The following is a 20,361-nucleotide window of genomic DNA, read 5'->3' as shown; positions in this document are numbered from 1 at the left end:
ATTAGAAGTTGTAACCTACAACCAGGTAACCACCCCAACCGGTAGAACGTACGCTGAAATCACCGTTACCGAAGTTCAGGCTCGCGTCGTCGTTCCACTGGCCACCGTTGTGCCAGTAACGAGCAACCACGGAGTAGTGCCAGTGATCGTAGTTCAGCGCCAGGATGTGGCTGGAGGCGATGGAGTCGTTGGTACGCGCTTTCTTACCGTTCAGGTCACGGAAGTCGTTGTCGCCCAAGTCTGAACCCCAGTCAAAGTTGGTGAAACCGATATAGCTCAGGTTACCGCCCCACAGCTGGGTAATTGGCACAAAGTATTTCACTTTGAAACGGTAGCCATCCCACTCGTTTTCGTTCGCGGCACCGTAGTTCTGCCACTGGTATTTGGCATACACGTTCATGGACAGGCTCATCGGCAGACCGGTGTCGATGTCAGTACCCAGACCCATGTACCAGGTGCTCTGACGGCCCGATGCGTTGCGGCCCATGTCGTAGATGTAGTTGTTCGCGACATACCACTCTTTGAACGGACCGAAGCTCAGGTCTGCGCCCGTCAGCTTGTCGATAGAGAAGCGCGGTTCGATTTCCATGAACAACGGAGAACCGTGGTTCCAGATACCTTTCGCATCGGTGTTACCACCGAAGAAGACCGGTGCATCGGCGTAACCGTAGAAATCAAACCAGTCTTTCTTGGCGAAAGCTTCGTACTCCAGATAGGTATCGTTGCGGATCTGTGGTCCGAAGCGGGTGTGGTAGCTACCAACCACGTTGACGCTCTGGTGCCACCAGTCGGAAACATATTCAGGTTTTGAATTTTCAGCTGCGTTGACAGCGAAAGAGGAAGACAGTGCCAGAACTGCACCGGCTGCTAATACTGTTTTTTTCATAATCATGCCACTGATTGAAAATCCCTTTCGGGATGTGAAAGATGCGCGAATTGCGTTTCTAAATATTTCGTGTTTCTGCGGAGCCTATTATAGGAATCCCTGCTCACAAAAATATGTGTTGTTTCACATATCTCTCATGCGCGTAATCGATTGCGTTCACGTTTGCGTACTTTAAACGGCGGGGATTGTAACGGCAATCATTTATCTTGCCAATGTTTCGGAATGTAAGAGAGAGCGGAACGCGGTAAACGTTCCGCTAAAGAGTGTTACTGGGCGGCAGGCTGAATATCGTGGATACGGATGAAACCTAACTGCTCTGGCGTGGTGCCGTTTAACTGCAGTGGGATATCGACATCGCTCGGTGCGAGCACGCTGGCAGGTGCGGTAATCAGCTGGTTTTGCACGTTAACCTCCTGATAGCTTTCGGTCGTTCCCTGCAGCTGGCCCCATTCGACCGTGCCGCTAAAGGCTGGCAGCGGATCGTTGGACTGGCCCTGGATGCGCAGGGTGGCGCGCGTGCCGTCGGCGTTAGGTGCCACATTGACCAGCGACATGCGCAGCGTACCAATTTGACTTTTCAACAGTGCAGGTGTGTTGGCGCCAGGCAACAGATAAACGCCGCTACTGGATTTCGCATTCAGGGCATTTTGCTGGGTGATTTTAACCGTTTCCTGGTTCAGCTTAGTCATCGCCGTGTTGAGCGTATTAACGCTCTGTTTCATCTGGCGAACTTCGCTTTGCTGTGCGCAGGCGCTAAGGGTGAAGAGGCTTCCCACCACGAGAATTCTTAGGTAACGTCTTGTCATTGCGTTTAATTCCTTGAAATAACGGATGTCCTAATGGTAGCCAGTAACTCGCCGTCAGGTATAGATCCTTTGTCTCAAAAGCGCTCTTCCTTTGTTGTCGGCCCAGTTCAGGGTAAAATAGAGTTCAGTTAACCAGATAGCCAGGACACCGTATGCATTGCCCATTCTGTTCCGCTGTGGATACCAAAGTAATCGACTCCCGTCTTGTAGGTGAAGGCTCCTCTGTCCGTCGTCGTCGGCAGTGTCTGGTCTGCAACGAACGTTTCACCACCTTCGAAGTGGCAGAGCTGGTGATGCCGCGCGTGGTGAAAAGTAACGATGTACGTGAGCCATTTAACGAAGAGAAGCTGCGCAGAGGGATGCTAAAAGCACTGGAAAAACGGCCAGTCAGCGCAGATGACGTCGAAATGGCGCTTAATCACATTAAATCGCATCTGCGTGGCACCGGCGAGCGCGAAGTGCCGAGCAAAATGATCGGCAACCTGGTGATGGAGCAGCTCAAAAAGCTCGATAAAGTGGCTTACATCCGCTTTGCTTCCGTCTATCGCAGCTTCGAAGACATCAAAGAGTTCGGCGAAGAGATCGCCCGCCTACAGGATTAAGCCCATGCAGGATGAGATTTACATGGCGCGAGCGATGAAACTCGCGCAGCGCGGACGCTTCACCACCCATCCCAATCCGAACGTGGGCTGCGTGATTGTCAAAGATGGCGTTGTTGTGGGCGAGGGTTTTCATTATCGCGCCGGTGAGCCGCATGCTGAAGTGCATGCGCTACGCATGGCGGGCGAAAAGGCCCGTGGCGCAACGGCCTATGTGACCCTTGAACCCTGCAGCCATCATGGCCGCACGCCGCCGTGCTGCGAAGCGTTAATTGCCGCAGGCGTGGCGCGCGTGGTGACCTCCATGCAGGACCCGAACCCGCAGGTGGCGGGGCGCGGTCTTTATCGCCTGCAGCAGGAGGGCATCGACGTCAGCCACGGGCTGATGATGAACGATGCTGAGGCGCTGAATAAGGGGTTTCTCAAGCGGATGCGGACCGGCTTTCCCTACATTCAGCTGAAGCTGGGCGCCTCTCTTGACGGTCGCACGGCGATGGCCAGCGGTGAAAGCCAGTGGATCACCTCCCCGCAGGCAAGGCGCGATGTGCAACGTCTGCGCGCGCAAAGCCATGCTATTCTCACCAGCAGTGAGACGGTGCTGGCAGACGATCCGGCGATGACCGTGCGTTGGGAAGAGCTTGATGCCGATACCCGGGCGCTCTATCCCGAGGAAAATCTGCGCCAGCCGCTGCGTATTGTGCTGGATCGTCAGAATCGCCTGACGCCCGAACACCGTATCGTGCAGCAGCCGGGTGAAACCTGGATTGCACGTACGCAAGAAGACAGTCGTGAATGGCCGAACGCGGTACGCAGCATTGTGGTGCCGGAGCATCACGGTCATATCGATTTGGTGGTGCTGATGATGCTGCTGGGTAAACAGCAGGTGAACAGCATCTGGGTCGAAGCCGGGCCTACGCTTGCCGGTGCGTTATTGCAGGCAGGGCTGGTGGATGAACTGATTGTCTACGTTGCGCCTAAACTGTTAGGTACCGATGCGCGTGGCCTGTTTGTGCTGCCCGGCCTTGAAAAACTGGCCGATGCGCCGCAACTCAAATTCAGCGAAATTCGGCAGGTTGGCCCCGACGTGTGCCTGCATTTAATCCCTGCGTGAGGCTTTCTGAAATAGAGAAGCAGTGCGCGAAGTATTATGATAAAATCCGCCCCCTGCGGGGCCAAATGAACCCGTAAAGGAAGAGTATGAATATTATTGAAGCTGCTGTTGCTACCCCGGACGCTCGCGTCGCCATCACTATTGCGCGTTTCAACAACTTCATCAACGAAAGCCTGCTGGACGGTGCGATTGACGCCCTGAAACGTATTGGCCAGGTTAAAGATGACAATATTACCGTTGTTTGGGTTCCAGGTGCCTACGAACTGCCGTTGGCAGCGGGCGCTTTGGCGAAAACCGGTAAATACGACGCGGTGATTGCGCTGGGTACGGTGATTCGTGGCGGTACTGCTCACTTCGAATACGTTGCGGGTGGTGCAAGCAATGGTCTGGCGCACGTGGCACAGGATGCTGAAATTCCTGTCGCATTCGGCGTACTGACTACTGAAAGTATTGAACAAGCCATCGAACGCGCTGGCACCAAAGCCGGTAACAAAGGTGCAGAAGCTGCACTGACCGCGCTTGAAATGATCAACGTATTGAAAGCCATTAAGGCCTGATTTTTTTGTAAGGGGAATTCCGTGAAACCTGCTGCTCGTCGCCGCGCCCGTGAGTGTGCCGTCCAGGCGCTCTACTCCTGGCAGTTGTCCCAGAACGACATCGCTGATGTTGAATACCAGTTCCTGGCGGAACAAGACGTCAAAGACGTTGACGTCCTGTACTTCCGTGAACTGCTGTCGGGAGTGGCGACTAATAGCGCGTATCTCGACGGTCTGATGAAGCCGTACCTGTCCCGTCTGCTTGAAGAGCTGGGCCAGGTTGAGAAAGCAGTGCTGCGCATTGCGCTGTTTGAGCTGTCTAAACGTCAGGATGTGCCATACAAAGTGGCCATCAATGAAGCTATCGAACTGGCAAAAACCTTCGGTGCTGAAGACAGCCACAAATTTGTGAATGGCGTGCTGGATAAAGCCGCACCTGCGATCCGTCCCCACAAAAAGTGATCCGCAAACCGGAGTTTCGCACTGCCGCCTGGCTGTGCGGCTCCGGTTTTTTTATTTTTATTTGCTGAGGCATAACGTATGGCATGCGGCGAATTCTCCCTGATTGCCCGTTATTTTGACCGCGTTCGTAGCTCCCGTCTTGATGTTGAAACGGGCATTGGCGACGACTGCGCACTTCTCAATATTCCCGAAAAACAGACCCTGGCAATCAGCACCGACACCTTAGTGTGCGGGCGCCATTTCCTGGCGGATATCGATCCGGCCGATCTGGCCTACAAAGCGCTGGCGGTGAACGTAAGCGATCTGGCGGCGATGGGCGCCGATCCGGCGTGGCTGACGCTGGCACTTACCTTGCCGAGCGTCGATGAAGCCTGGCTTGAAGCCTTCAGCGACGCGCTGTTTGAACAACTGAATTATTACGATATGCAGCTGATTGGCGGTGATACCACGGCCGGTCCGCTGTCGATGACGCTGGCGATCCACGGCTATGTACCAGTCGGACGCGCGCTAAAACGCTCGGGCGCGAAGCCGGGCGACTGGATTTATGTCACCGGTACGCCCGGCGACAGCGCGGCGGGGCTGGCGATTTTGCAGGATCGTTTAACCGTAAGCGACGCCGATGACGCAGCGTATCTGGTGAAGCGCCACCTGCGCCCAACCCCACGCATTCTGCACGGCCAGGCACTGCGCGAGCGCGCCAGCTCGGCGATCGACCTGTCTGACGGTTTGATTTCCGATCTCGGGCACATTCTTAAGGCAAGTGGCGTCGGGGCGCGAGTTGATCTCGATACCTTCCCGCTGTCAGAGCAGATGCGTAAACACGTCGAGCCTGAGCAGGCGCTGCGCTGGGCGCTTTCCGGCGGTGAAGATTACGAACTCTGCTTTACCGTCCCGGAGCTGAATCGCGGGACGCTGGATGTTGCGCTGGGCAATCTCGGTGCGCCGTTTACCTGTATCGGGCAGATTTTGCCTGAGAGCGAGGGGATGCAGTTTGTGCAAAATGGCACCCCTGTGACACTCGACTGGAAAGGGTACGATCACTTCGCGTGATGTCGTGCGGTTTGCTGCCGGGTCGCGCTGGGCTTCCCGGCTAACAAAATCACACGCACTGCAGGCCGGGTAAGGCGAAGCCGCCGCCCGGCTTTTTTTATTTAAATCCGACGACCGGATGTTGCTGATAGGGCGTTTCCAGCTCGGCAATCTGCTCCGGCGTCAGCGTCAAATCGACCGCATTCAGCAGTTCATCCAGCTGTTCTTCCCGCGACGTACCGATAATCGGTGCCGCCACTCCGCGTTTGCTCAGAAGCCACGCCAGCGCCACCTGCGCGCGGGTAGCCCCTGTCTCCTCGGCGATACCGGCCAGACGTTCGGCGATCAGCGCATCGCTCGCCTGGGTATCGTTATACAGATTTTTACCCACTTCATCGGAAACGGAGCGCGCGGTGGTTTCTCCCCACGGACGGGTTAAACGACCGCGTGCCAGCGGGCTCCACGGAATCACTGCCACGCCTTCCTGATAGCACAGCGGCAGCATGTCGCGCTCTTCTTCGCGATAGATCAGATTGTAGTGATCCTGCATAGTGACAAACCGCGCCCAGCCGTGCTGCTTCTGAAGATCCAGCGCTTCGGCAAACTGCGAGGCGTGCATTGACGACGCACCGATGTAGCGCGCTTTACCCGCTTTTACCACGTCGTCCAGCGCTTCAAGGGTCTCTTCTATCGGGGTGTTGTAGTCCCAACGGTGGATTTGCAGCAGATCGACATAATCCATGTTCAGGCGCTTCAGGCTGGCATCAATCGAACGCAGGATTTGCGCGCGGGACAACCCTTCAGTTAAATCGCCTGAGGGATAGTAAACCTTGGTGGCAACCACCACTTCGTCGCGACGGGTAAAATCACGTAGCGCGCGGCCCACAATCTCTTCGCTGCTGCCGTCGGAGTAGCTATTTGCCGTATCGAAGAAGTTAATGCCGCCGTCGAGGGCGTGTTTGATGATCAGGCGGCTGCTCTCTTCCGGCAGCGTCCAGGCATGGTTCCCCCGTTGAGGTTCGCCAAATGTCATACAGCCCAGACAAAGACGGGAAACCTTAAGATCTGTTTTTCCTAACGTGTTGTATTGCATGCTTCCACTCCTGCTGATTGCTTAAAATACTATCTTTAAGCATAGCAGGAGGGAAAAGAGGGGAGTTGTTACGCCAGCCAGCTGCGGATTTTCGCTTCAATTCCGGCAGCATCCAGGCCAATCGCCGCGCGGGCTTCGTCCTGAGTTCCTTGCGGAATAAAGTAGTCTGGCAGGCCGAGATTCAGCACCGGAACTGGCTTGCGATGTGCCATCAGCACTTCGTTCACGCCGCTGCCTGCGCCGCCCATAATGGCGTTCTCTTCCAGGGTGACCAGCGAATCGTGACGCGCCGCCATCTCCAGAATTAACGTTTCATCCAGCGGTTTAACAAAGCGCATATCCACCAGGGTCGCATTGAGCGATTCCGCGACTTTCGCCGCCTCTGGCATCAATGTACCGAAGTTGAGGATCGCCAGTTTTTCGCCGTGACGTTTAACGATGCCTTTCCCGATAGGTAATTTCGCCAGCGGTTCCAGCTCGACGCCCACGGCGTTGCCGCGCGGATAACGTACGGCGCTTGGGCCGTCCTGATAGTGATAGCCGGTAAAGAGCATCTGGCGGCATTCGTTCTCGTCGCTTGGCGTCATCACGATCATGTCCGGGATACAGCGCAGGAAGGAGAGATCAAACGCCCCCTGGTGCGTCTGCCCGTCGGCACCGACGATACCTGCACGATCGATAGCAAACAGCACCGGCAGCTTCTGAATAGCGACGTCGTGGATCACCTGATCGTAGGCGCGCTGCAGGAAAGTCGAGTAGATAGCCACAATCGGTTTATAGCCACCAATTGCCAGACCGGCTGCGAACGTCACCGCGTGCTGTTCGGCAATCGCCACGTCAAAATACTGGCCCGGGAATTTTTTGGAGAACTCCACCATGCCGGAGCCTTCACGCATGGCAGGCGTCACGGCCATCAGCTTGTTGTCTTTGGCCGCTGTTTCGCACAGCCAGTCGCCGAAAATTTTCGAATAACTTGGCATCCCGCCGCTGCTTTTTGGCAGACAGCCGCTGGTCGGATCGAATTTAGGCACGGCGTGGAAGGTGATCGGGTCTTTTTCCGCTGGCTCGTAGCCACGCCCTTTTTTAGTCATGATGTGCAGGAACTGCGGGCCTTTCAGGTCGCGCATATTCTTGAGCGTAGAGACCAGACCCAGCACATCATGCCCGTCAACCGGGCCAATGTAGTTAAAGCCCAGCTCTTCAAACAGGGTGCCGGGAACCACCATGCCTTTGATGTGCTCTTCGGTGCGTTTCAGCAGCTCTTTGATCGGTGGCACGCCGGAGAAGACTTTTTTACCGCCTTCACGCAGAGTGGAATAGAGTTTGCCGGAGAGCAGCTGCGCCAGGTGGTTGTTGAGCGCACCGACGTTTTCTGAGATCGACATTTCATTGTCGTTAAGGATCACCAGCATATCGGGCATGATATCGCCCGCGTGGTTCATCGCCTCAAACGCCATACCCGCCGTGATCGCACCATCGCCAATCACGCAGACGGTGCGACGCTGTTTGTTCTCTTTTTCCGCCGCCACGGCAATGCCGATACCCGCAGAAATTGATGTAGAAGAGTGGCCGACGCTTAAGACGTCGTACTCGCTCTCACCGCGCCAAGGGAACGGATGCAGCCCACCTTTCTGGCGGATGGTACCAATTTTATCGCGACGGCCGGTGAGAATTTTGTGCGGATAAGCCTGATGACCGACATCCCAGATCAGCTGGTCAAACGGGGTGTTGTAGACGTAGTGCAGCGCAACGGTCAGCTCCACCGTGCCAAGCCCGGAGGCGAAATGTCCGCTGGAACGACTCACGCTGTCGAGCAGGTAACGACGCAGTTCGTCGCTCAGCTTCGGCAGGCTCTCTTTCGGCAACAGACGTAACTCCTGGGTGGAGTCAACCAACGCCAGTGTCGGGTATTTGGCAATATCAAAACTCATCAAAGGCTCATCGAGATTTAGTATGTTTATTTATCACGCTGGATTATATAGTCCGCTAGCGCTTCCAGTGCCGAGGTATCAAGCGATTGTGCGGCCAGCAGATTCAGCGACTGGCGGGCATCATCGATCAGGTCCCGGGCTTTACGTTGGGCTTGCTCAAGGCCCAGCAGGGCGGGGTAGGTACTTTTGCCAAGCTGCTGGTCTGCACCCTGACGTTTTCCCAATATTGCAGTATCGCCCACCACATCCAGAATGTCATCCTGAACCTGGAAAGCCAGACCGATACTTTCGGCGTATCTGTCCAGAACGGGCAGGGCTTTACGCCCATGTTCACCCGCGCTCAGCGCGCCCAGGCGAACGGCTGCACGGATCAGCGCACCTGTTTTATGACGGTGAATGCGCTCAAGCTGTTCCAGATTAACCTGACGACCTTCCGCTTCCAGATCCAGCGCCTGACCACCGCACATACCAGCGATGCCGCTGGCCATCGCCAGCTCAGAAACCATCGCCAGACGGTCACGGTCGGCCACTTCAACCATCGGCGCATCGCTCAGAATAGAGAACGCCAGCGTCTGCAGAGCATCACCGGCCAGAATGGCGTTGGCTTCACCAAACTTGATATGGCAGGTCGGCTGGCCGCGACGTAAATCGTCGTCGTCCATCGCCGGTAAATCATCGTGGATCAGCGAGTAGGCATGAATGCACTCAACGGCGGCCGCTGGCGCATCCAGCGTGTCATTGCTGATGCCAAACATATTGCCCGTAGCATAGACGAGGAACGGGCGCAGACGCTTTCCACCTAAGAGTGCGCCATAGTGCATGGCTTCAACCAGTGGAGTGTTCTGAAAAGGCTGTGGTTCAATAAAACGACGCAGCGCGTCGTTGGCACGTTCCACACATTCCTGAAGCGCTTTGGCGAAATCCATTTACTCAGCGTCCGGTGTAAAAGGGGTTGTGGCGGCGTCTTCGCTATCGGACAGCAGAATTTGCACACGCTGTTCCGCCTGCTGCAATTTAACCTGCCCCTGGCGCGCAAGCTGCACGCCGCGTTCGAATTCATTGAGCGCGTCTTCCAGCGGCAGGTCGCCACTTTCCAGACGAGTCACAATTTGCTCCAGCTCACTCAGCGCAGTTTCGAAACTGGCTGGTGCGTCATTTTTCTTCGGCATAGTGAATGTAGACTCTCATATTTTCAGCCCCGTCATGGTAGCGGACTCGGGCGGATAAGCAAATAACGCGCAATGTGCACAGGAGCACCGCTATAGTGGTATACTTCCGCGCCTGGATGCAGCCACGGGTGTGGGCTGCTGTACTCTTTTCCATCACAAGCCTTTACGGGCTTGCCAACGAAACATTGCCGCCATGAAGTTTATCATTAAATTGTTCCCGGAAATCACCATCAAAAGCCAATCTGTGCGTTTGCGCTTTATTAAAATTCTGACCGGAAACATTCGTAACGTTTTAAAAAATTATGACGAAACCCTTGCCGTGGTTCGTCACTGGGATCACGTCGAAGTGCGCGCCAAGGACGAAAACAAGCGTCTGGATATTCGCGATGCGCTGACCCGCATTCCCGGTATTCACCATATTCTGGAAGTTGAGGACGTTCCGTTTACCTCACTGCACAATATTTTTGAACTGTCGCTTGCTCAGTACCGCGATCAGATCGAAGGCAAAACCTTCTGCGTGCGCGTAAAGCGTCGTGGTAAACATGAATTCAGCTCGATCGAAGCCGAACGTTATGTTGGCGGCGGTCTGAACCAGCACGTTGAAACGGCGCGCGTGAAGCTGACCAACCCGGAAGTGACCGTCAATCTGGAGATCGAAAACGATCGCCTGCTGCTGGTCAAAGGCCGCTACGAAGGGATTGGCGGGTATCCGATTGGGACGCAAGAAGATGTGCTGTCCCTGATTTCCGGTGGTTTCGATTCTGGCGTCTCCAGCTACATGCTGATGCGTCGCGGCTGCCGCGTGCATTACTGCTTCTTTAACCTGGGCGGTGCGGCGCACGAGATCGGCGTTCGTCAGGTCGCGCATTATCTGTGGAACCGTTTTGGCAGTTCCCACCGCGTGCGTTTTGTGGCGATCAACTTTGAGCCTGTGGTCGGCGAAATCCTCGAAAAAGTGGACGACGGCCAGATGGGTGTGGTGCTGAAACGCATGATGATGCGTGCGGCGTCGAAAGTGGCCGAGCGCTACGGCGTGCAGGCGCTGGTAACAGGCGAAGCCCTGGGCCAGGTCTCCAGCCAGACCCTGACCAACCTGCGTCTGATCGATAACGTCTCGGATACGCTGATCCTCCGTCCGCTGATCTCCCACGACAAAGAGCACATCATCGATCTGGCGCGCAAAATCGGTACGGAAGATTTTGCCCGTACCATGCCGGAATACTGCGGTGTGATCTCGAAAAGCCCGACCGTGAAAGCGGTGAAGGCGAAGATCGAAGCGGAAGAGCAAAACTTCGATTTCGAGATCCTCGAAAAAGTGGTTGCTGAAGCAACGAACGTTGATATCCGTGAAATTGCGCAGCAGACCGATCAGGACGTGGTGGAAGTGGAAACCGTAAGCGGATTCAGCGCCAACGACGTGATCGTGGATATCCGCGCCATCGACGAGCAGGATGCCAGCCCGCTGAGCGTGGAGGGCGTTGAAGTTGTCTCTCTGCCGTTCTACAAGCTGAGCACCAAGTTTGGCGATCTGGAGAAGGACAAAACCTATCTCCTGTGGTGCGAGCGTGGCGTAATGAGCCGCCTGCAGGCGCTCTACCTGCGCGAACAGGGCTTTACCAATGTGAAGGTATATCGCCCGTAAACAATGCCCTTCGGGGCGCGCTGCACGAACAGGCCGGGTAAGGCGAAGCCGCTACCCGGCTTTTTTATTTCCAAATTATGCGCCCATGGTAAAGTAACGATCCGTCAGGACGCCGCGAGGGTAGTATGCATAAATACCTGGAAATAAAAGAAAAGATAAAAAAGGATATTCTCGATCAGAAATATCGAATCGGAGAAAGTATTCCCTCCGAGCGCGATCTCGCCAGCGTGTATCACGTGACGCGGGTGACGGTACAAAAAGCGATGGCGAATCTGGTTCAGGAAGGGTATATCGAGCGCATTCATGGTAAAGGCATGTTTGTGCTGAAAAATACCGCCAGCAATATTTATATCCTCAACAATGAAAAGAGCGACAGCATTCTGGGGTTTTCTCGCGAATTCCAGGGGCGGGTCAAGGTCACCAGCCGCTTAATCACCTTCACGACTATTCAGGCCGATCCCTCACTAGCTCAACACCTTGAGATTAAGCCTGGCGACGACGTCTGGTTTATCCGCCGCGTGCGTCTTCTGGATGGGCAGCCGGTTTTGGTCGAAGACACCAATATTCCAGTGCAAACCATCGCGGTGATTCCACAGTCCGTTCTCGAAAAAGGATCGCTGTATGGCTATATCGAAGAGTACACCGGGAAAAAAATCAGCGATGCGGATTCGCTAATTGAAGCGGCGCTGTTCGACCGCGAGCTGGCTACGCTTCTGGATATTACACCGGGGCAAGCGATGCTGAAAATTACTGAAGTCACCCGCCTGAGTGATAAAAAAGCCTTTAACTATTCGATTAGCTATAACCGTGCGGATCTGTTTCGGGTTAAGAATCTACGCATTGAAAGATGACAGGCGCGAGCGCGCCTGTCGGAGCGTTTATAGCTGAGCTGCAGCGCCTTTATCTACCAGCATTTGCACCTGCGGATGGACTTTTAACAGGGTCGCCGGAATACTGGCGTCGATATCTGAGCGCAGAGTCTGCGCCACGATAGCGGCCTTTTTCTCACCGCTGGCCATCACAACCACTGACTTCGCCGCCAGAATCGTTTTCATCCCCAGAGAAATTCCCTGTTTCACGTCGCGCGCCTGGCCGAAATACTTCACGGAAACCGACTGGGTGACCTCATCCAGATCGACAACGTGACACTCCGTATCCTGTGCCGCGCCTGGCTCATTAAAGCCGATATGACCATTCATACCGATGCCGAGCACGATAATATCAATGCTTCCGTGGCCTGCGATGAAACGATCCACGCGGCGGCACTCCTGCTCAGGGTCGGTCGTTAGGCCGTCAAAGAAGCAGATTTGTTCATCTCGTAACGTCAGACGGCTAAAGAAATGCCCCCAGACCATCTCGCGACAGCTGCCCTTATCGGCTTTTCCCAGCCCCAGCCACTCATCGAGGCCGACAAACGCCGCGCGGGAAAAATCGACGTTGCCCTCTTCGCTGGCACGAACCAGAGCATCAAACACGCCCAGCGGCGTATCACCCCCGGCAATGCAGATCAGGGCATCCGGTTTGCGGGTGACGGTGTCGATCACGCGCTGGGCTACAGTGGCGCTGAGCGCCCGGTAATCTTCAACAATTTCAACGTTCATCGCAGTTCCTTAGCGTTTCGTGTATTGCGGCAAATAGGCGTGGTTCACTTCCAGATACTCATCGAGGATCTGCTCGGCAATGGCGGCGGAGGGCACGATGGGGTTGATGCTCAGCGCCAGCAGGGCGGTGGCATAATCTCCGGTGACGGCGGCCTCGACCGTCAGCTCTTCGTAGGCTTTGACACTCTGGATTAACCCGCGAATTTTCACCGGCAGTCTGCCGTAGGCCAGCGGATGGGCACCGTTTTTATCGATGACGGCATTGGTTTCCAGGGTGACGTGATCCGGCAGATCTGGCGTCGCGCCGTTATTCACTGTATTGACCACGTGCACTTCTTTTTTGTCGTTGAAAATCGAGCTGATGATCGAGCAGGCCGTGTCGGAGTACCACGCGCCGCCGCGCTGCTCCAGCTCTTTCGGCTTGTGGTTCAGGTTCGGGTCCTGGTACAGCTCAAACAGTTTGCGCTCGATTTCACGCGTTTGCTCACCGCGTGTGCCCTTATTTGCGGAATCGCGGATAGCCGTTTCCGTCATTTCGCGGGTCAGGAAGTAATACTTGAGATAGGAGATCGGATACATGTGCAGCGCGCGGGCAAAGCGTGCGGTAAAGCCGATATCCGGGATATTTTTCAGCGAATTATTGGCACTGCCAACGGCCAGTTTTTCGATAAAATCATCGGTACAATCGTCACCTTTCACGTAAATTTTATCGGCAAAGATCAGGTGGTTCAGGCCGATGATGCGCGCGTAGATATCCGCTTTGCGGACGTCGTAGGCTTTGGCGATGTCCATCATCATGCTGTTTGCACCGCTGCAGATCCCGATGGTCTTAATCGCAGAGTGACGAGTGATGGCTTCTGTCACAATGCCCGCCGGATTAGTGAAGTTGATAAGCCACGCGTTCGGACACCATTTTTCCATCGCTTTGCAGATATCCAGCAGCACAGGAATGGTGCGCTGGGCTTTCATAAAACCGCCTGGCCCGGTGGTTTCCTGGCCGAGCACGCCGTATTTCAGCGGGATTTTCTCATCGTTAATGCGCGCATCAAGGAAGCCGACGCGCAATTGAGTAGTGACGAAATCGGCATCTTTCAGAGCCGTTTCCCGATCCAGCGTCAGGTGAATGTTCATCGGAATACCCGCTTGCGCCACCATGCGCTGGGCGAGCTTGCCGACGATCTCCAGCTTCTCTCTCCCTTCTTCAATGTCCAGCAGGTAGAAATCGGTGACCGGCAGTTCGTCGTAGCGTTTGATAAATCCATCGATCAATTCCGGCGTATAGCTTGAGCCACCACCAATCGTGACAATTTTGAGCTTTTTCATCGTGAATCCTTTTTACAAGATGGGATCGGGGAGTTTTTCAGCTTCACGGCGCGAGTGTTCTTCCGCCGCTTCTGTTTCTAACTGTTTGCGTTCTGCAAGTTTGAAAAACGGCAGCCAGACGAGGGCTGAAATGGCAATGGTGCAGACTGACCAAATCACGGCAGGAATATTGCCTCCGGTGACAAACCAGGCCGCGAAAATAGGCGGCATAGTCCAGGGGATCTGCAGTACCGGGCGGCCAATAATGTCGAAATACATCAGCGCGTAAGTCGACGTACACAGAATCATCGGGGTTAAGGTAAAGGGGATCATCAGTAACGGGTTAAAGACAATCGGGCAGCCAAATATCACCGGCTCATTGATGCAAAATATTGCGGAGGGCAAAGAGAGTTTGCCGACCGATTTATACAGCTTGCTGCGCGAGCGCATCATCGCCATGACTAACCCAAGCGTCGCCCCGGTGCCGCCGAGACACATAAAGACGATATAAAACCCGTCGGCGGTGATGTGCGGAATAGGCTGGTGGTGTAAATAGGCCTGGGTATTTTCGGCGATGTATTTCAGGAAGATTGGTGCGGTGATACCGGAGAGCACGTTGTCGCCATGGATACCGCAACACCAGAGCAGTGAGATCAAAAAGATTAAGACCAGCATGCCGGGAAGCGATCCTAAGCCGGTGACCAGCGGGCTGAGAATAAGCGTAAAGAAATTATTAATATCGAAGTTAAGAATGACCCTAACGAACCAGATTAAGGTAATTGCCACTGCCGCCGGGATCAGGCTTGCGAAAGACTGGGCGACCGCAGGGGGAACGCCCTCGGGGAGTTTAATCACCACGTTATGATGAATAAAGAAACGGACAATTTGCACCGTCAGAATCGAGAGAATAATGGCGGAGAAAAGCCCGGCAGCTCCCAGGTTATCGACATTGAGCTGGTACTTATCGTTAAGCTGGGCCAGTAAAAAGACCACCATGGTGATGATGGCGCAGGTCAGGGCGTTGAGGCTGTACTCTTTCGCCAGGTTGTAGCTGATGCCGATGGCTGAAATCAGCCCGATGGCGCCGAAGGTCACGGCAACCGGTGCGCTGAGCTTCTCGGCGTAAGGGCCAAGCCAGTCGGTCCAGCCCGGAATCGGTAAATTCGCGAGGATCAGAAACAGACTGCCGGTAATGGTGAAGGGGAGCGTCAGGGCAATGCCGTTACGCACCGCCACCAGGATTTTGTTTTCACCGACGCGAATCAGGACAGGAATGACTCTGTTCTCAAGAAATGTAATCACATTGCTTACTCCAGAAGAGATTTCTGTTCTTCGCCATTCTTCATTTCCAGACCGCTTTAGTGGGCGAAGTGTTTAACTGGTATATGCCAGTTGAGGTGAGTTTTTCACGAAAGCCTGTGGCTGTCAAACAGGGGCCGAACGATGAGGGGAATCCATATCTCAATGAAATTACGCAGTTTTAATCACGGTGCACGGGCGTGATGAGAATCAGTGTCAGAAAGAAAGATAAGAATTGTGATTCCCGCCGCAATTATCAGCAGAGAAAATAAAGGCCGGCGCGATGGCCAGCCTGAGGGGGAAAACAGCGTCTATTTACGCTTCGTAGTAGTTATAAATCCCTGCGGCCATCACCAGCGAGGACGCGACCTCATAGGCTTTTTCTCGCCCAACAAGCAGATCGATAATCTTGAGTGCAAAATCAATCGAGGTCCCCGGCCCCTGGCTGGTCAGCAGGTTGACGCGCGGATCCCAGACCACCCGTTTATCGACCCACTGTCCCTCGGGGATGCGGTCTTTCAGCGCCGGGAAGCCGGTCATATTGCCGATGGGGAAGAGGTCATGGGGAACCAGTACGGTGGCTGCCGCAGCGCAAAGGGTGGCGACAATTCGCCCGGAGAGATGAAACTGGCGCACGGTTTCGACCAAAAGGGGGCTGTCACGAAAACACTCCGCTCCTTTCAGGCCGCCGGGCAGAACAATCACATCGAAATCGCCGTCCGCCACCTCGACCAGCGGTGCATCGGCCAGCAGCTTCACGCCGCGCGAGCAGACGATAGTCAGATTGCCATCGCTGGCGACGCTGGCGGTGGTGACGTTTATCCCGCCGCGAACCAGCAAATCAATGGTCGTGACTGCTTCTGTCTCTTCGCTACCAGGGGCGAGGCATACCAGTGCCGACGCGCTCATACTCACTCTCCTTACGTTTAACCAGGTCATACAGACGGATATTTTCCGGCACGTTGATACCATGTGCGCGGGCTCGTTTGAGCAGATAGCCGGTGATGTAGTCGATTTCTGTGTGCCGCTGTGCGCGCACATCCTGCAGCATCGATGAGATATTTTCAGCAGTGCTGTCGATAATCTGCTCGACGTAATAACGGATATCGTCTTCTGAGGTGTGGATGCCCTCACGCTCAATCACGGCCGCGACTTCAGCGCACAGGGCCGCCACTTCCTGCGGATGGTTTTTCAGTTCACCGTTCGGGCAGTCCAGAAGTGCCGTCAGCGGGTTGATCACGCAGTTGACCGCCAGTTTGCGCCACAGCTGTGGGCGAATGTTATTGTGCCAGGCCACGTCGGGCAGCACATGTTGCAGCACGTCGGCGAGATAGCTGTAATCGCCATCCTGCTCGCGCGCCGGTCCCATATGGGTGACGCCGCTTGCCACGTGGACGATGATATTACCGTCGCGACGGGCCGCATGGGTGGTGATCGCCATCAGCAGCGGTTGTGGGATGCTGTTGAGCTCTTCGAGGGTGCCCATGCCGTTATGCACCAGAAGAATGGGAGTGGTGCGGGGCAGGGTGTTCGCCAGCGCTCTGACGGCATCCGAGACCTGCCAGGCCTTAAGGGTAACCAGCAGCAGGTCGCTTTGCGCCAGGAAATCAGGATCGTTGGCGGTGAGCGATTCGTTAAAGATACTTCCATCTTCATCGATCAGGTTTACACTGCAATACGGCTGGGGGACGCGTAGCCAGCCTTGTACCTCGTGTCCATGTTTGCACAATGCGGTGAGCCAAAGCTGGCCCAGGGCTCCGCATCCGAGCACGGTAATTTTCATTGTTCCTCCTCACCTGCAACTGCGCCAGGCGTGTCGGTTAAGTATAGCGCCGTCAGCTAAGCTTCTGTTGAGTTATGCCTCGTTGCGGGTATTATGCAACGCAACAAAAGTAAAGGGAGAAGAAAAGATGCCATCTTTCGATATTGTTTCAGAAGTTGATATCCAGGAAGTCCGCAACGGTGTGGATAACGCCAGCCGTGAAGTTGAGTCACGTTTCGATTTTCGTGGTGTAGAGGCGAGTTTTGAGCTGAACGACGCGAATAAGACCATCAAGGTGCTGAGCGAGTCCGATTTCCAGGTCAATCAGTTACTGGATATTCTGCGTGCCAAGCTGTTAAAACGCGGCATTGAAGGGACGTCTCTGGATGTGCCGGAAGAGTTCGTGCACAGCGGCAAAACCTGGTTTGTTGAAGCCAAACTTAAGCAGGGTATTGAGAGCGCGATGCAGAAGAAAATCGTTAAGCTCATCAAAGACAGTAAGCTGAAAGTGCAGGCGCAAATTCAGGGCGAAGAGATTCGTGTCACCGGTAAAGCGCGCGACGATCTGCAGGCCGTTATGGCGCTGGTGCGCGGCGGCGACCTGGGACAGCCGTTCCAGTTTAAGAACTTCCGCGATTAAAAACGAAAATGCCCGGCAAGCCGGGCATTTTTTCAGGCTTTGATAGCCTGTTCCACTTCGAAGCGATTGGTGACTTTACTGTCGATTTTGACGTAAGCACTACGCTCTTCTGGGACGATCAGCACTTCGCTGACCCCTTCTGTTGTTTCCAGCCGCTGTTTCAGCGCGTCGCTTATCTCCACACCGTCCGGGATTTCCACCCGCAGGCTGCTTACGTAGCGCGGCTCTTTCATGGTGCTGGCAACCAGCAGCCAGACCATCGCCAGCAGCGCGCCGGCAAGAAACACGGTCTGCGAATCAAATAATCCGTCTACCCAGCCGCCGAACGAACCGCCGATGGCGACGCCCAAAAACTGGCTGGTGGAGTAAATGCCCATCGCCGTACCTTTGTATCCGGCTGGGGATTCTTTGCTGATTAACGATGGGAGCAGGGCTTCCATCAGGTTAAAGGCGAGGAAGAACAGCTGCACGCCCAGCACCAGCTCCCAGAAGTGCGGGCCGGATCCCCACAGCACAATTTCTGCGATTAATAACAGCGCCACACAGCCCAGGAAAACGCGCTTCATGCGGCGTTTTACTTCGGCGTAGATGATAAACGGCACCACGGAAACGAAGGAGATCAGCATCGTGACCAGATAAATCTTCCAGTGCTCCACCGCCGGGAATCCGGCTGCCGCCAGTTGGCCGGGGAGGGCCACGAAGGTGGACATCAACAGGATGTGCAGACACATGATGCCGAAGTTGAGCTTCAGCAAACGTGGTTCAACGATGACTTTACTGAAGCAGCCTTTCACCATGCCCGATTCACGGTTCAGAACGTGATTTTTACTGTCCGGCACCACCCAAATCGTTAGCGCAATGCCAATCGTCGCCAGCACGGCAATCATCCAGAAGAGGGCATTCAGGCCCAGCTTATGGGTAATGATCGGGCCAAGCACCATGGCAATAGCAAAGGTGACGCCAAAGCTGACGCCAATAAACGCCATCGCTTTGGTTCGGTTCTGTTCGCGGGTTAAATCCGAGAGCAGCGCCATTACGGCGGCGGCAATCGCCCCTGAGCCTTGCAGCGCACGGCCAAGAATAATGCCCCAAATGGAGTGTGACAGCGCGGCAATAATGCTGCCGAGGACAAAGATCAGCAGGCCGCCGACAATCAGTGGCTTACGGCCCACGCGATCGGAAAGCAGCCCGAAGGGGATCTGAAATATCGCCTGGGCCAGGCCGTAGATGCCAATTGCCAGACCAATTAACGCCTCGCTGGCGCCCTGAAGTGCCATACCATAGGTAGTCAGAACAGGCAGGACCATAAACATGCCAAGCATGCGCAGCGAGAAAACAGTCCCTAAACCCCAGGTTGCGCGCAGTTCGCCTGGTGTCATTTTATAATCGTTCATTACCACCTCTGTTCAAAAGCAGGCACTAGTGTAGGCGGGGTGTTAAGTGCGGTAAATAGGTGTTTGTTTAAGAGATATTACGGGGGCTAAACATTGCCGGTGGCGGCTTCATTTTACCCGGCCTGACGGTTACGCAGGCCTGTGCAAGCGGAGCGCGACAGGGCAAAAAAAAGCCGGGTTATCATCACCCGGCTTGTTCATATCAGCGTGCTTACCAGACGTAAGTCAGCAGATTGTGTGAATCAGGCACCATAAAGTCGACGGACATCATCACGGACAGGGAGGTGATAGCGACAATCGAGAACACAAACAGCTTACGTGCCCACACTTTATCGTCTTCCACTTTGTACCCGCGCAGCGCCATACCGAGCCACCAGACGCTCACCGCAGCAGCCACCACCAGATATTTGTATCCAGCGTAGCCTCCGAGAGAGAGCATCAGCGTCGCCACAGCGAAGGCGATGATGTACAGCGTGATGTGATTCTTGGCGACTGAAATACCTTTCACGACCGGCAGAACCGGGATGTTCGCTGCCTGATAATCCTTGAAGCGGAAAATCGCAATGGCGTAGGAGTGCGGCATCTGCCACAGGCTAAAGATAGCCAGCAGAATCAGCGCACCGCTGTCGAACTCGTTCGTGACGGCGCAGTAGCCAATCACCGGCGGCGCAGCGCCGGAGAGAGAACCAATCAGCGTACCGTAGACGGAGTGACGTTTCATATACAGGCTGTAGACGCCCACATACACCACGAAACCCATCACCCCCAGCCAGCAGGCCAGAGGGTTGGCACCAAACCACAGCAGCATAAAGCCAGCAAAGCCCAGCAAGGTGGCGTACACCAGCGAGACGGCAGGAGATATCAGGCCTTTGACAAGCACCCGATTCTTGGTCCTTTCCATCTTCCTGTCGATATCCATGTCGATGTAGTTGTTAAATACACAACCGGACGCAACCACCAGTGACACGCCAATCAACGTGGATGCGAAGAGGGTGTAGTCAATGCTGCCCTTAGAGGCCAACAGGAACCCTCCGATCACGGAGATCAGGTTGCCAAAGATGATGCCTGGTTTCGTTACTTGCAGGTATTGCTTAAACAT

Annotated in this window: 21 protein-coding genes; 8 read left to right on the top strand and 13 right to left on the bottom strand. The window is 54.9% G+C overall.

The window, feature by feature from the left end:
• Nucleotide 1: 1 nt before the first annotated feature.
• Both DAI21_RS21785 and DAI21_RS21780 read right to left on the bottom strand, forming a co-directional pair.
• Nucleotides 2-886, bottom strand: coding sequence for a nucleoside-specific channel-forming protein Tsx (locus DAI21_RS21785; RefSeq protein WP_102104413.1), 885 nt, complete (start codon nt 884-886; stop codon nt 2-4).
• 266 nt (nt 887-1,152) lie between these two features.
• A complete protein-coding gene (locus tag DAI21_RS21780) occupies nt 1,153-1,692 on the bottom strand; it encodes a DUF3251 domain-containing protein (RefSeq protein WP_100777428.1) in 540 nt (179 codons plus the stop codon).
• Nucleotides 1,693-1,844: 152 nt separating this feature from the next.
• Between DAI21_RS21780 and nrdR the strand changes: the two genes are divergently transcribed.
• The 5 genes from nrdR to thiL all read left to right on the top strand — a co-directional run bounded on the left by nrdR (nt 1,845) and on the right by thiL (nt 5,450).
• Nucleotides 1,845-2,294, top strand: coding sequence for a transcriptional regulator NrdR (gene nrdR / locus DAI21_RS21775; protein ID WP_064325018.1), 450 nt, complete (start codon nt 1,845-1,847; stop codon nt 2,292-2,294).
• A gap of 4 nt (nt 2,295-2,298) precedes the next feature.
• The gene (ribD, locus tag DAI21_RS21770) at nt 2,299-3,402 is read left to right on the top strand and encodes a bifunctional diaminohydroxyphosphoribosylaminopyrimidine deaminase/5-amino-6-(5-phosphoribosylamino)uracil reductase RibD (RefSeq protein WP_107704157.1); all 1,104 of its coding nucleotides are present in this window, start codon (nt 2,299-2,301) and stop codon (nt 3,400-3,402) included.
• A gap of 86 nt (nt 3,403-3,488) precedes the next feature.
• On the top strand, nt 3,489-3,959 hold the full coding sequence (gene ribE, locus DAI21_RS21765; RefSeq protein ID WP_100777426.1) for a 6,7-dimethyl-8-ribityllumazine synthase: 471 nt from the start codon (nt 3,489-3,491) through the stop codon (nt 3,957-3,959).
• 21 nt (nt 3,960-3,980) lie between these two features.
• A complete protein-coding gene (gene nusB, locus DAI21_RS21760; RefSeq protein WP_100777425.1) occupies nt 3,981-4,400 on the top strand; it encodes a transcription antitermination factor NusB in 420 nt (139 codons plus the stop codon).
• Between the two features lie 78 nt (nt 4,401-4,478).
• Nucleotides 4,479-5,450: a thiamine-phosphate kinase gene (gene thiL / locus DAI21_RS21755; protein WP_107704156.1), complete on the top strand. Its 972-nt coding sequence runs from the start codon at nt 4,479-4,481 to the stop codon at nt 5,448-5,450.
• 97 nt (nt 5,451-5,547) lie between these two features.
• On the opposite strand, the gene DAI21_RS21750 is transcribed toward thiL, so the two are convergent.
• From DAI21_RS21750 to xseB, 4 genes are all read right to left on the bottom strand, one after another.
• Nucleotides 5,548-6,522: an aldo/keto reductase gene (locus tag DAI21_RS21750; RefSeq protein ID WP_107704155.1), complete on the bottom strand. Its 975-nt coding sequence runs from the start codon at nt 6,520-6,522 to the stop codon at nt 5,548-5,550.
• 68 nt (nt 6,523-6,590) lie between these two features.
• Nucleotides 6,591-8,453, bottom strand: coding sequence for a 1-deoxy-D-xylulose-5-phosphate synthase (dxs, locus tag DAI21_RS21745; protein WP_102104304.1), 1,863 nt, complete (start codon nt 8,451-8,453; stop codon nt 6,591-6,593).
• Nucleotides 8,454-8,479: 26 nt separating this feature from the next.
• Complete coding sequence (ispA, locus tag DAI21_RS21740) at nt 8,480-9,379, bottom strand: (2E,6E)-farnesyl diphosphate synthase (protein WP_107704154.1); 900 nt, start codon at nt 9,377-9,379, stop codon at nt 8,480-8,482.
• Nucleotides 9,380-9,622: an exodeoxyribonuclease VII small subunit gene (gene xseB, locus DAI21_RS21735; protein ID WP_100777420.1), complete on the bottom strand. Its 243-nt coding sequence runs from the start codon at nt 9,620-9,622 to the stop codon at nt 9,380-9,382.
• A 193-nt stretch (nt 9,623-9,815) separates the two neighbouring features.
• On the opposite strand from xseB, the gene thiI reads away from it, so the two are divergent.
• A complete protein-coding gene (thiI, locus tag DAI21_RS21730) occupies nt 9,816-11,264 on the top strand; it encodes a tRNA uracil 4-sulfurtransferase ThiI (RefSeq protein ID WP_102104302.1) in 1,449 nt (482 codons plus the stop codon).
• A 125-nt stretch (nt 11,265-11,389) separates the two neighbouring features.
• Nucleotides 11,390-12,115, top strand: coding sequence for a GntR family transcriptional regulator (locus DAI21_RS21725; RefSeq protein ID WP_107704153.1), 726 nt, complete (start codon nt 11,390-11,392; stop codon nt 12,113-12,115).
• 27 nt (nt 12,116-12,142) lie between these two features.
• On the opposite strand, the gene DAI21_RS21720 is transcribed toward DAI21_RS21725, so the two are convergent.
• The 5 genes from DAI21_RS21720 to panE all read right to left on the bottom strand — a co-directional run bounded on the left by DAI21_RS21720 (nt 12,143) and on the right by panE (nt 17,249).
• A complete protein-coding gene (locus tag DAI21_RS21720) occupies nt 12,143-12,865 on the bottom strand; it encodes a glucosamine-6-phosphate deaminase (protein WP_107704152.1) in 723 nt (240 codons plus the stop codon).
• 9 nt (nt 12,866-12,874) lie between these two features.
• Nucleotides 12,875-14,188 carry a 6-phospho-beta-glucosidase gene (locus DAI21_RS21715; RefSeq protein WP_107704151.1) on the bottom strand — a complete coding sequence of 438 codons (1,314 nt, stop codon included), beginning with the start codon at nt 14,186-14,188 and terminating at the stop codon, nt 12,875-12,877.
• A 12-nt stretch (nt 14,189-14,200) separates the two neighbouring features.
• Nucleotides 14,201-15,469: a PTS sugar transporter subunit IIC gene (locus tag DAI21_RS21710; protein WP_102104298.1), complete on the bottom strand. Its 1,269-nt coding sequence runs from the start codon at nt 15,467-15,469 to the stop codon at nt 14,201-14,203.
• 312 nt (nt 15,470-15,781) lie between these two features.
• A complete protein-coding gene (yajL, locus tag DAI21_RS21705; RefSeq protein WP_107704150.1) occupies nt 15,782-16,375 on the bottom strand; it encodes a protein deglycase YajL in 594 nt (197 codons plus the stop codon).
• Nucleotides 16,338-17,249 carry a 2-dehydropantoate 2-reductase gene (gene panE, locus DAI21_RS21700; protein WP_100777413.1) on the bottom strand — a complete coding sequence of 304 codons (912 nt, stop codon included), beginning with the start codon at nt 17,247-17,249 and terminating at the stop codon, nt 16,338-16,340. The genes yajL and panE overlap by 38 nt, the downstream gene beginning before the upstream one ends.
• A gap of 127 nt (nt 17,250-17,376) precedes the next feature.
• Here panE and DAI21_RS21695 point away from each other — a divergent pair, with 127 nt between their 5' ends.
• Nucleotides 17,377-17,868: a YajQ family cyclic di-GMP-binding protein gene (locus DAI21_RS21695; RefSeq protein WP_095280993.1), complete on the top strand. Its 492-nt coding sequence runs from the start codon at nt 17,377-17,379 to the stop codon at nt 17,866-17,868.
• A gap of 32 nt (nt 17,869-17,900) precedes the next feature.
• On the opposite strand, the gene DAI21_RS21690 is transcribed toward DAI21_RS21695, so the two are convergent.
• On the bottom strand, nt 17,901-19,262 hold the full coding sequence (locus tag DAI21_RS21690) for an MFS transporter (protein ID WP_107704149.1): 1,362 nt from the start codon (nt 19,260-19,262) through the stop codon (nt 17,901-17,903).
• Between the two features lie 211 nt (nt 19,263-19,473).
• Nucleotides 19,474-20,361, bottom strand: coding sequence for a heme o synthase (gene cyoE, locus DAI21_RS21685; RefSeq protein ID WP_100777411.1), 888 nt, complete (start codon nt 20,359-20,361; stop codon nt 19,474-19,476).

The organism is Lelliottia sp. WB101, from assembly GCF_003051885.1.
GTDB classification, from domain to species: Bacteria; Pseudomonadota; Gammaproteobacteria; order Enterobacterales; family Enterobacteriaceae; genus Enterobacter; species Enterobacter nimipressuralis.
This window is presented reverse-complemented; position numbering and strand designations above follow the sequence as displayed.

Excerpts from the sequence above, each read along its gene's own strand:
- DAI21_RS21785 (WP_102104413.1), bottom strand. The coding sequence starts at position 886 with ATGAAAAAAACAGTATTAGCAGCCGGTGCAGTTCTGGCACTGTCTTCC.
- DAI21_RS21780 (WP_100777428.1), bottom strand. The coding sequence starts at position 1,692 with ATGACAAGACGTTACCTAAGAATTCTCGTGGTGGGAAGCCTCTTCACC.
- nrdR (WP_064325018.1), top strand. The coding sequence starts at position 1,845 with ATGCATTGCCCATTCTGTTCCGCTGTGGATACCAAAGTAATCGACTCC.
- ribD (WP_107704157.1), top strand. The coding sequence starts at position 2,299 with ATGCAGGATGAGATTTACATGGCGCGAGCGATGAAACTCGCGCAGCGC.
- ribE (WP_100777426.1), top strand. The coding sequence starts at position 3,489 with ATGAATATTATTGAAGCTGCTGTTGCTACCCCGGACGCTCGCGTCGCC.
- thiL (WP_107704156.1), top strand. The coding sequence starts at position 4,479 with ATGGCATGCGGCGAATTCTCCCTGATTGCCCGTTATTTTGACCGCGTT.
- DAI21_RS21750 (WP_107704155.1), bottom strand. The coding sequence starts at position 6,522 with ATGCAATACAACACGTTAGGAAAAACAGATCTTAAGGTTTCCCGTCTT.
- dxs (WP_102104304.1), bottom strand. The coding sequence starts at position 8,453 with ATGAGTTTTGATATTGCCAAATACCCGACACTGGCGTTGGTTGACTCC.
- ispA (WP_107704154.1), bottom strand. The coding sequence starts at position 9,379 with ATGGATTTCGCCAAAGCGCTTCAGGAATGTGTGGAACGTGCCAACGAC.
- xseB (WP_100777420.1), bottom strand. The coding sequence starts at position 9,622 with ATGCCGAAGAAAAATGACGCACCAGCCAGTTTCGAAACTGCGCTGAGT.
- thiI (WP_102104302.1), top strand. The coding sequence starts at position 9,816 with ATGAAGTTTATCATTAAATTGTTCCCGGAAATCACCATCAAAAGCCAA.
- DAI21_RS21725 (WP_107704153.1), top strand. The coding sequence starts at position 11,390 with ATGCATAAATACCTGGAAATAAAAGAAAAGATAAAAAAGGATATTCTC.
- DAI21_RS21720 (WP_107704152.1), bottom strand. The coding sequence starts at position 12,865 with ATGAACGTTGAAATTGTTGAAGATTACCGGGCGCTCAGCGCCACTGTA.
- DAI21_RS21715 (WP_107704151.1), bottom strand. The coding sequence starts at position 14,188 with ATGAAAAAGCTCAAAATTGTCACGATTGGTGGTGGCTCAAGCTATACG.
- yajL (WP_107704150.1), bottom strand. The coding sequence starts at position 16,375 with ATGAGCGCGTCGGCACTGGTATGCCTCGCCCCTGGTAGCGAAGAGACA.
- panE (WP_100777413.1), bottom strand. The coding sequence starts at position 17,249 with ATGAAAATTACCGTGCTCGGATGCGGAGCCCTGGGCCAGCTTTGGCTC.
- DAI21_RS21695 (WP_095280993.1), top strand. The coding sequence starts at position 17,377 with ATGCCATCTTTCGATATTGTTTCAGAAGTTGATATCCAGGAAGTCCGC.
- DAI21_RS21690 (WP_107704149.1), bottom strand. The coding sequence starts at position 19,262 with ATGAACGATTATAAAATGACACCAGGCGAACTGCGCGCAACCTGGGGT.
- cyoE (WP_100777411.1), bottom strand. The coding sequence starts at position 20,361 with ATGTTTAAGCAATACCTGCAAGTAACGAAACCAGGCATCATCTTTGGC.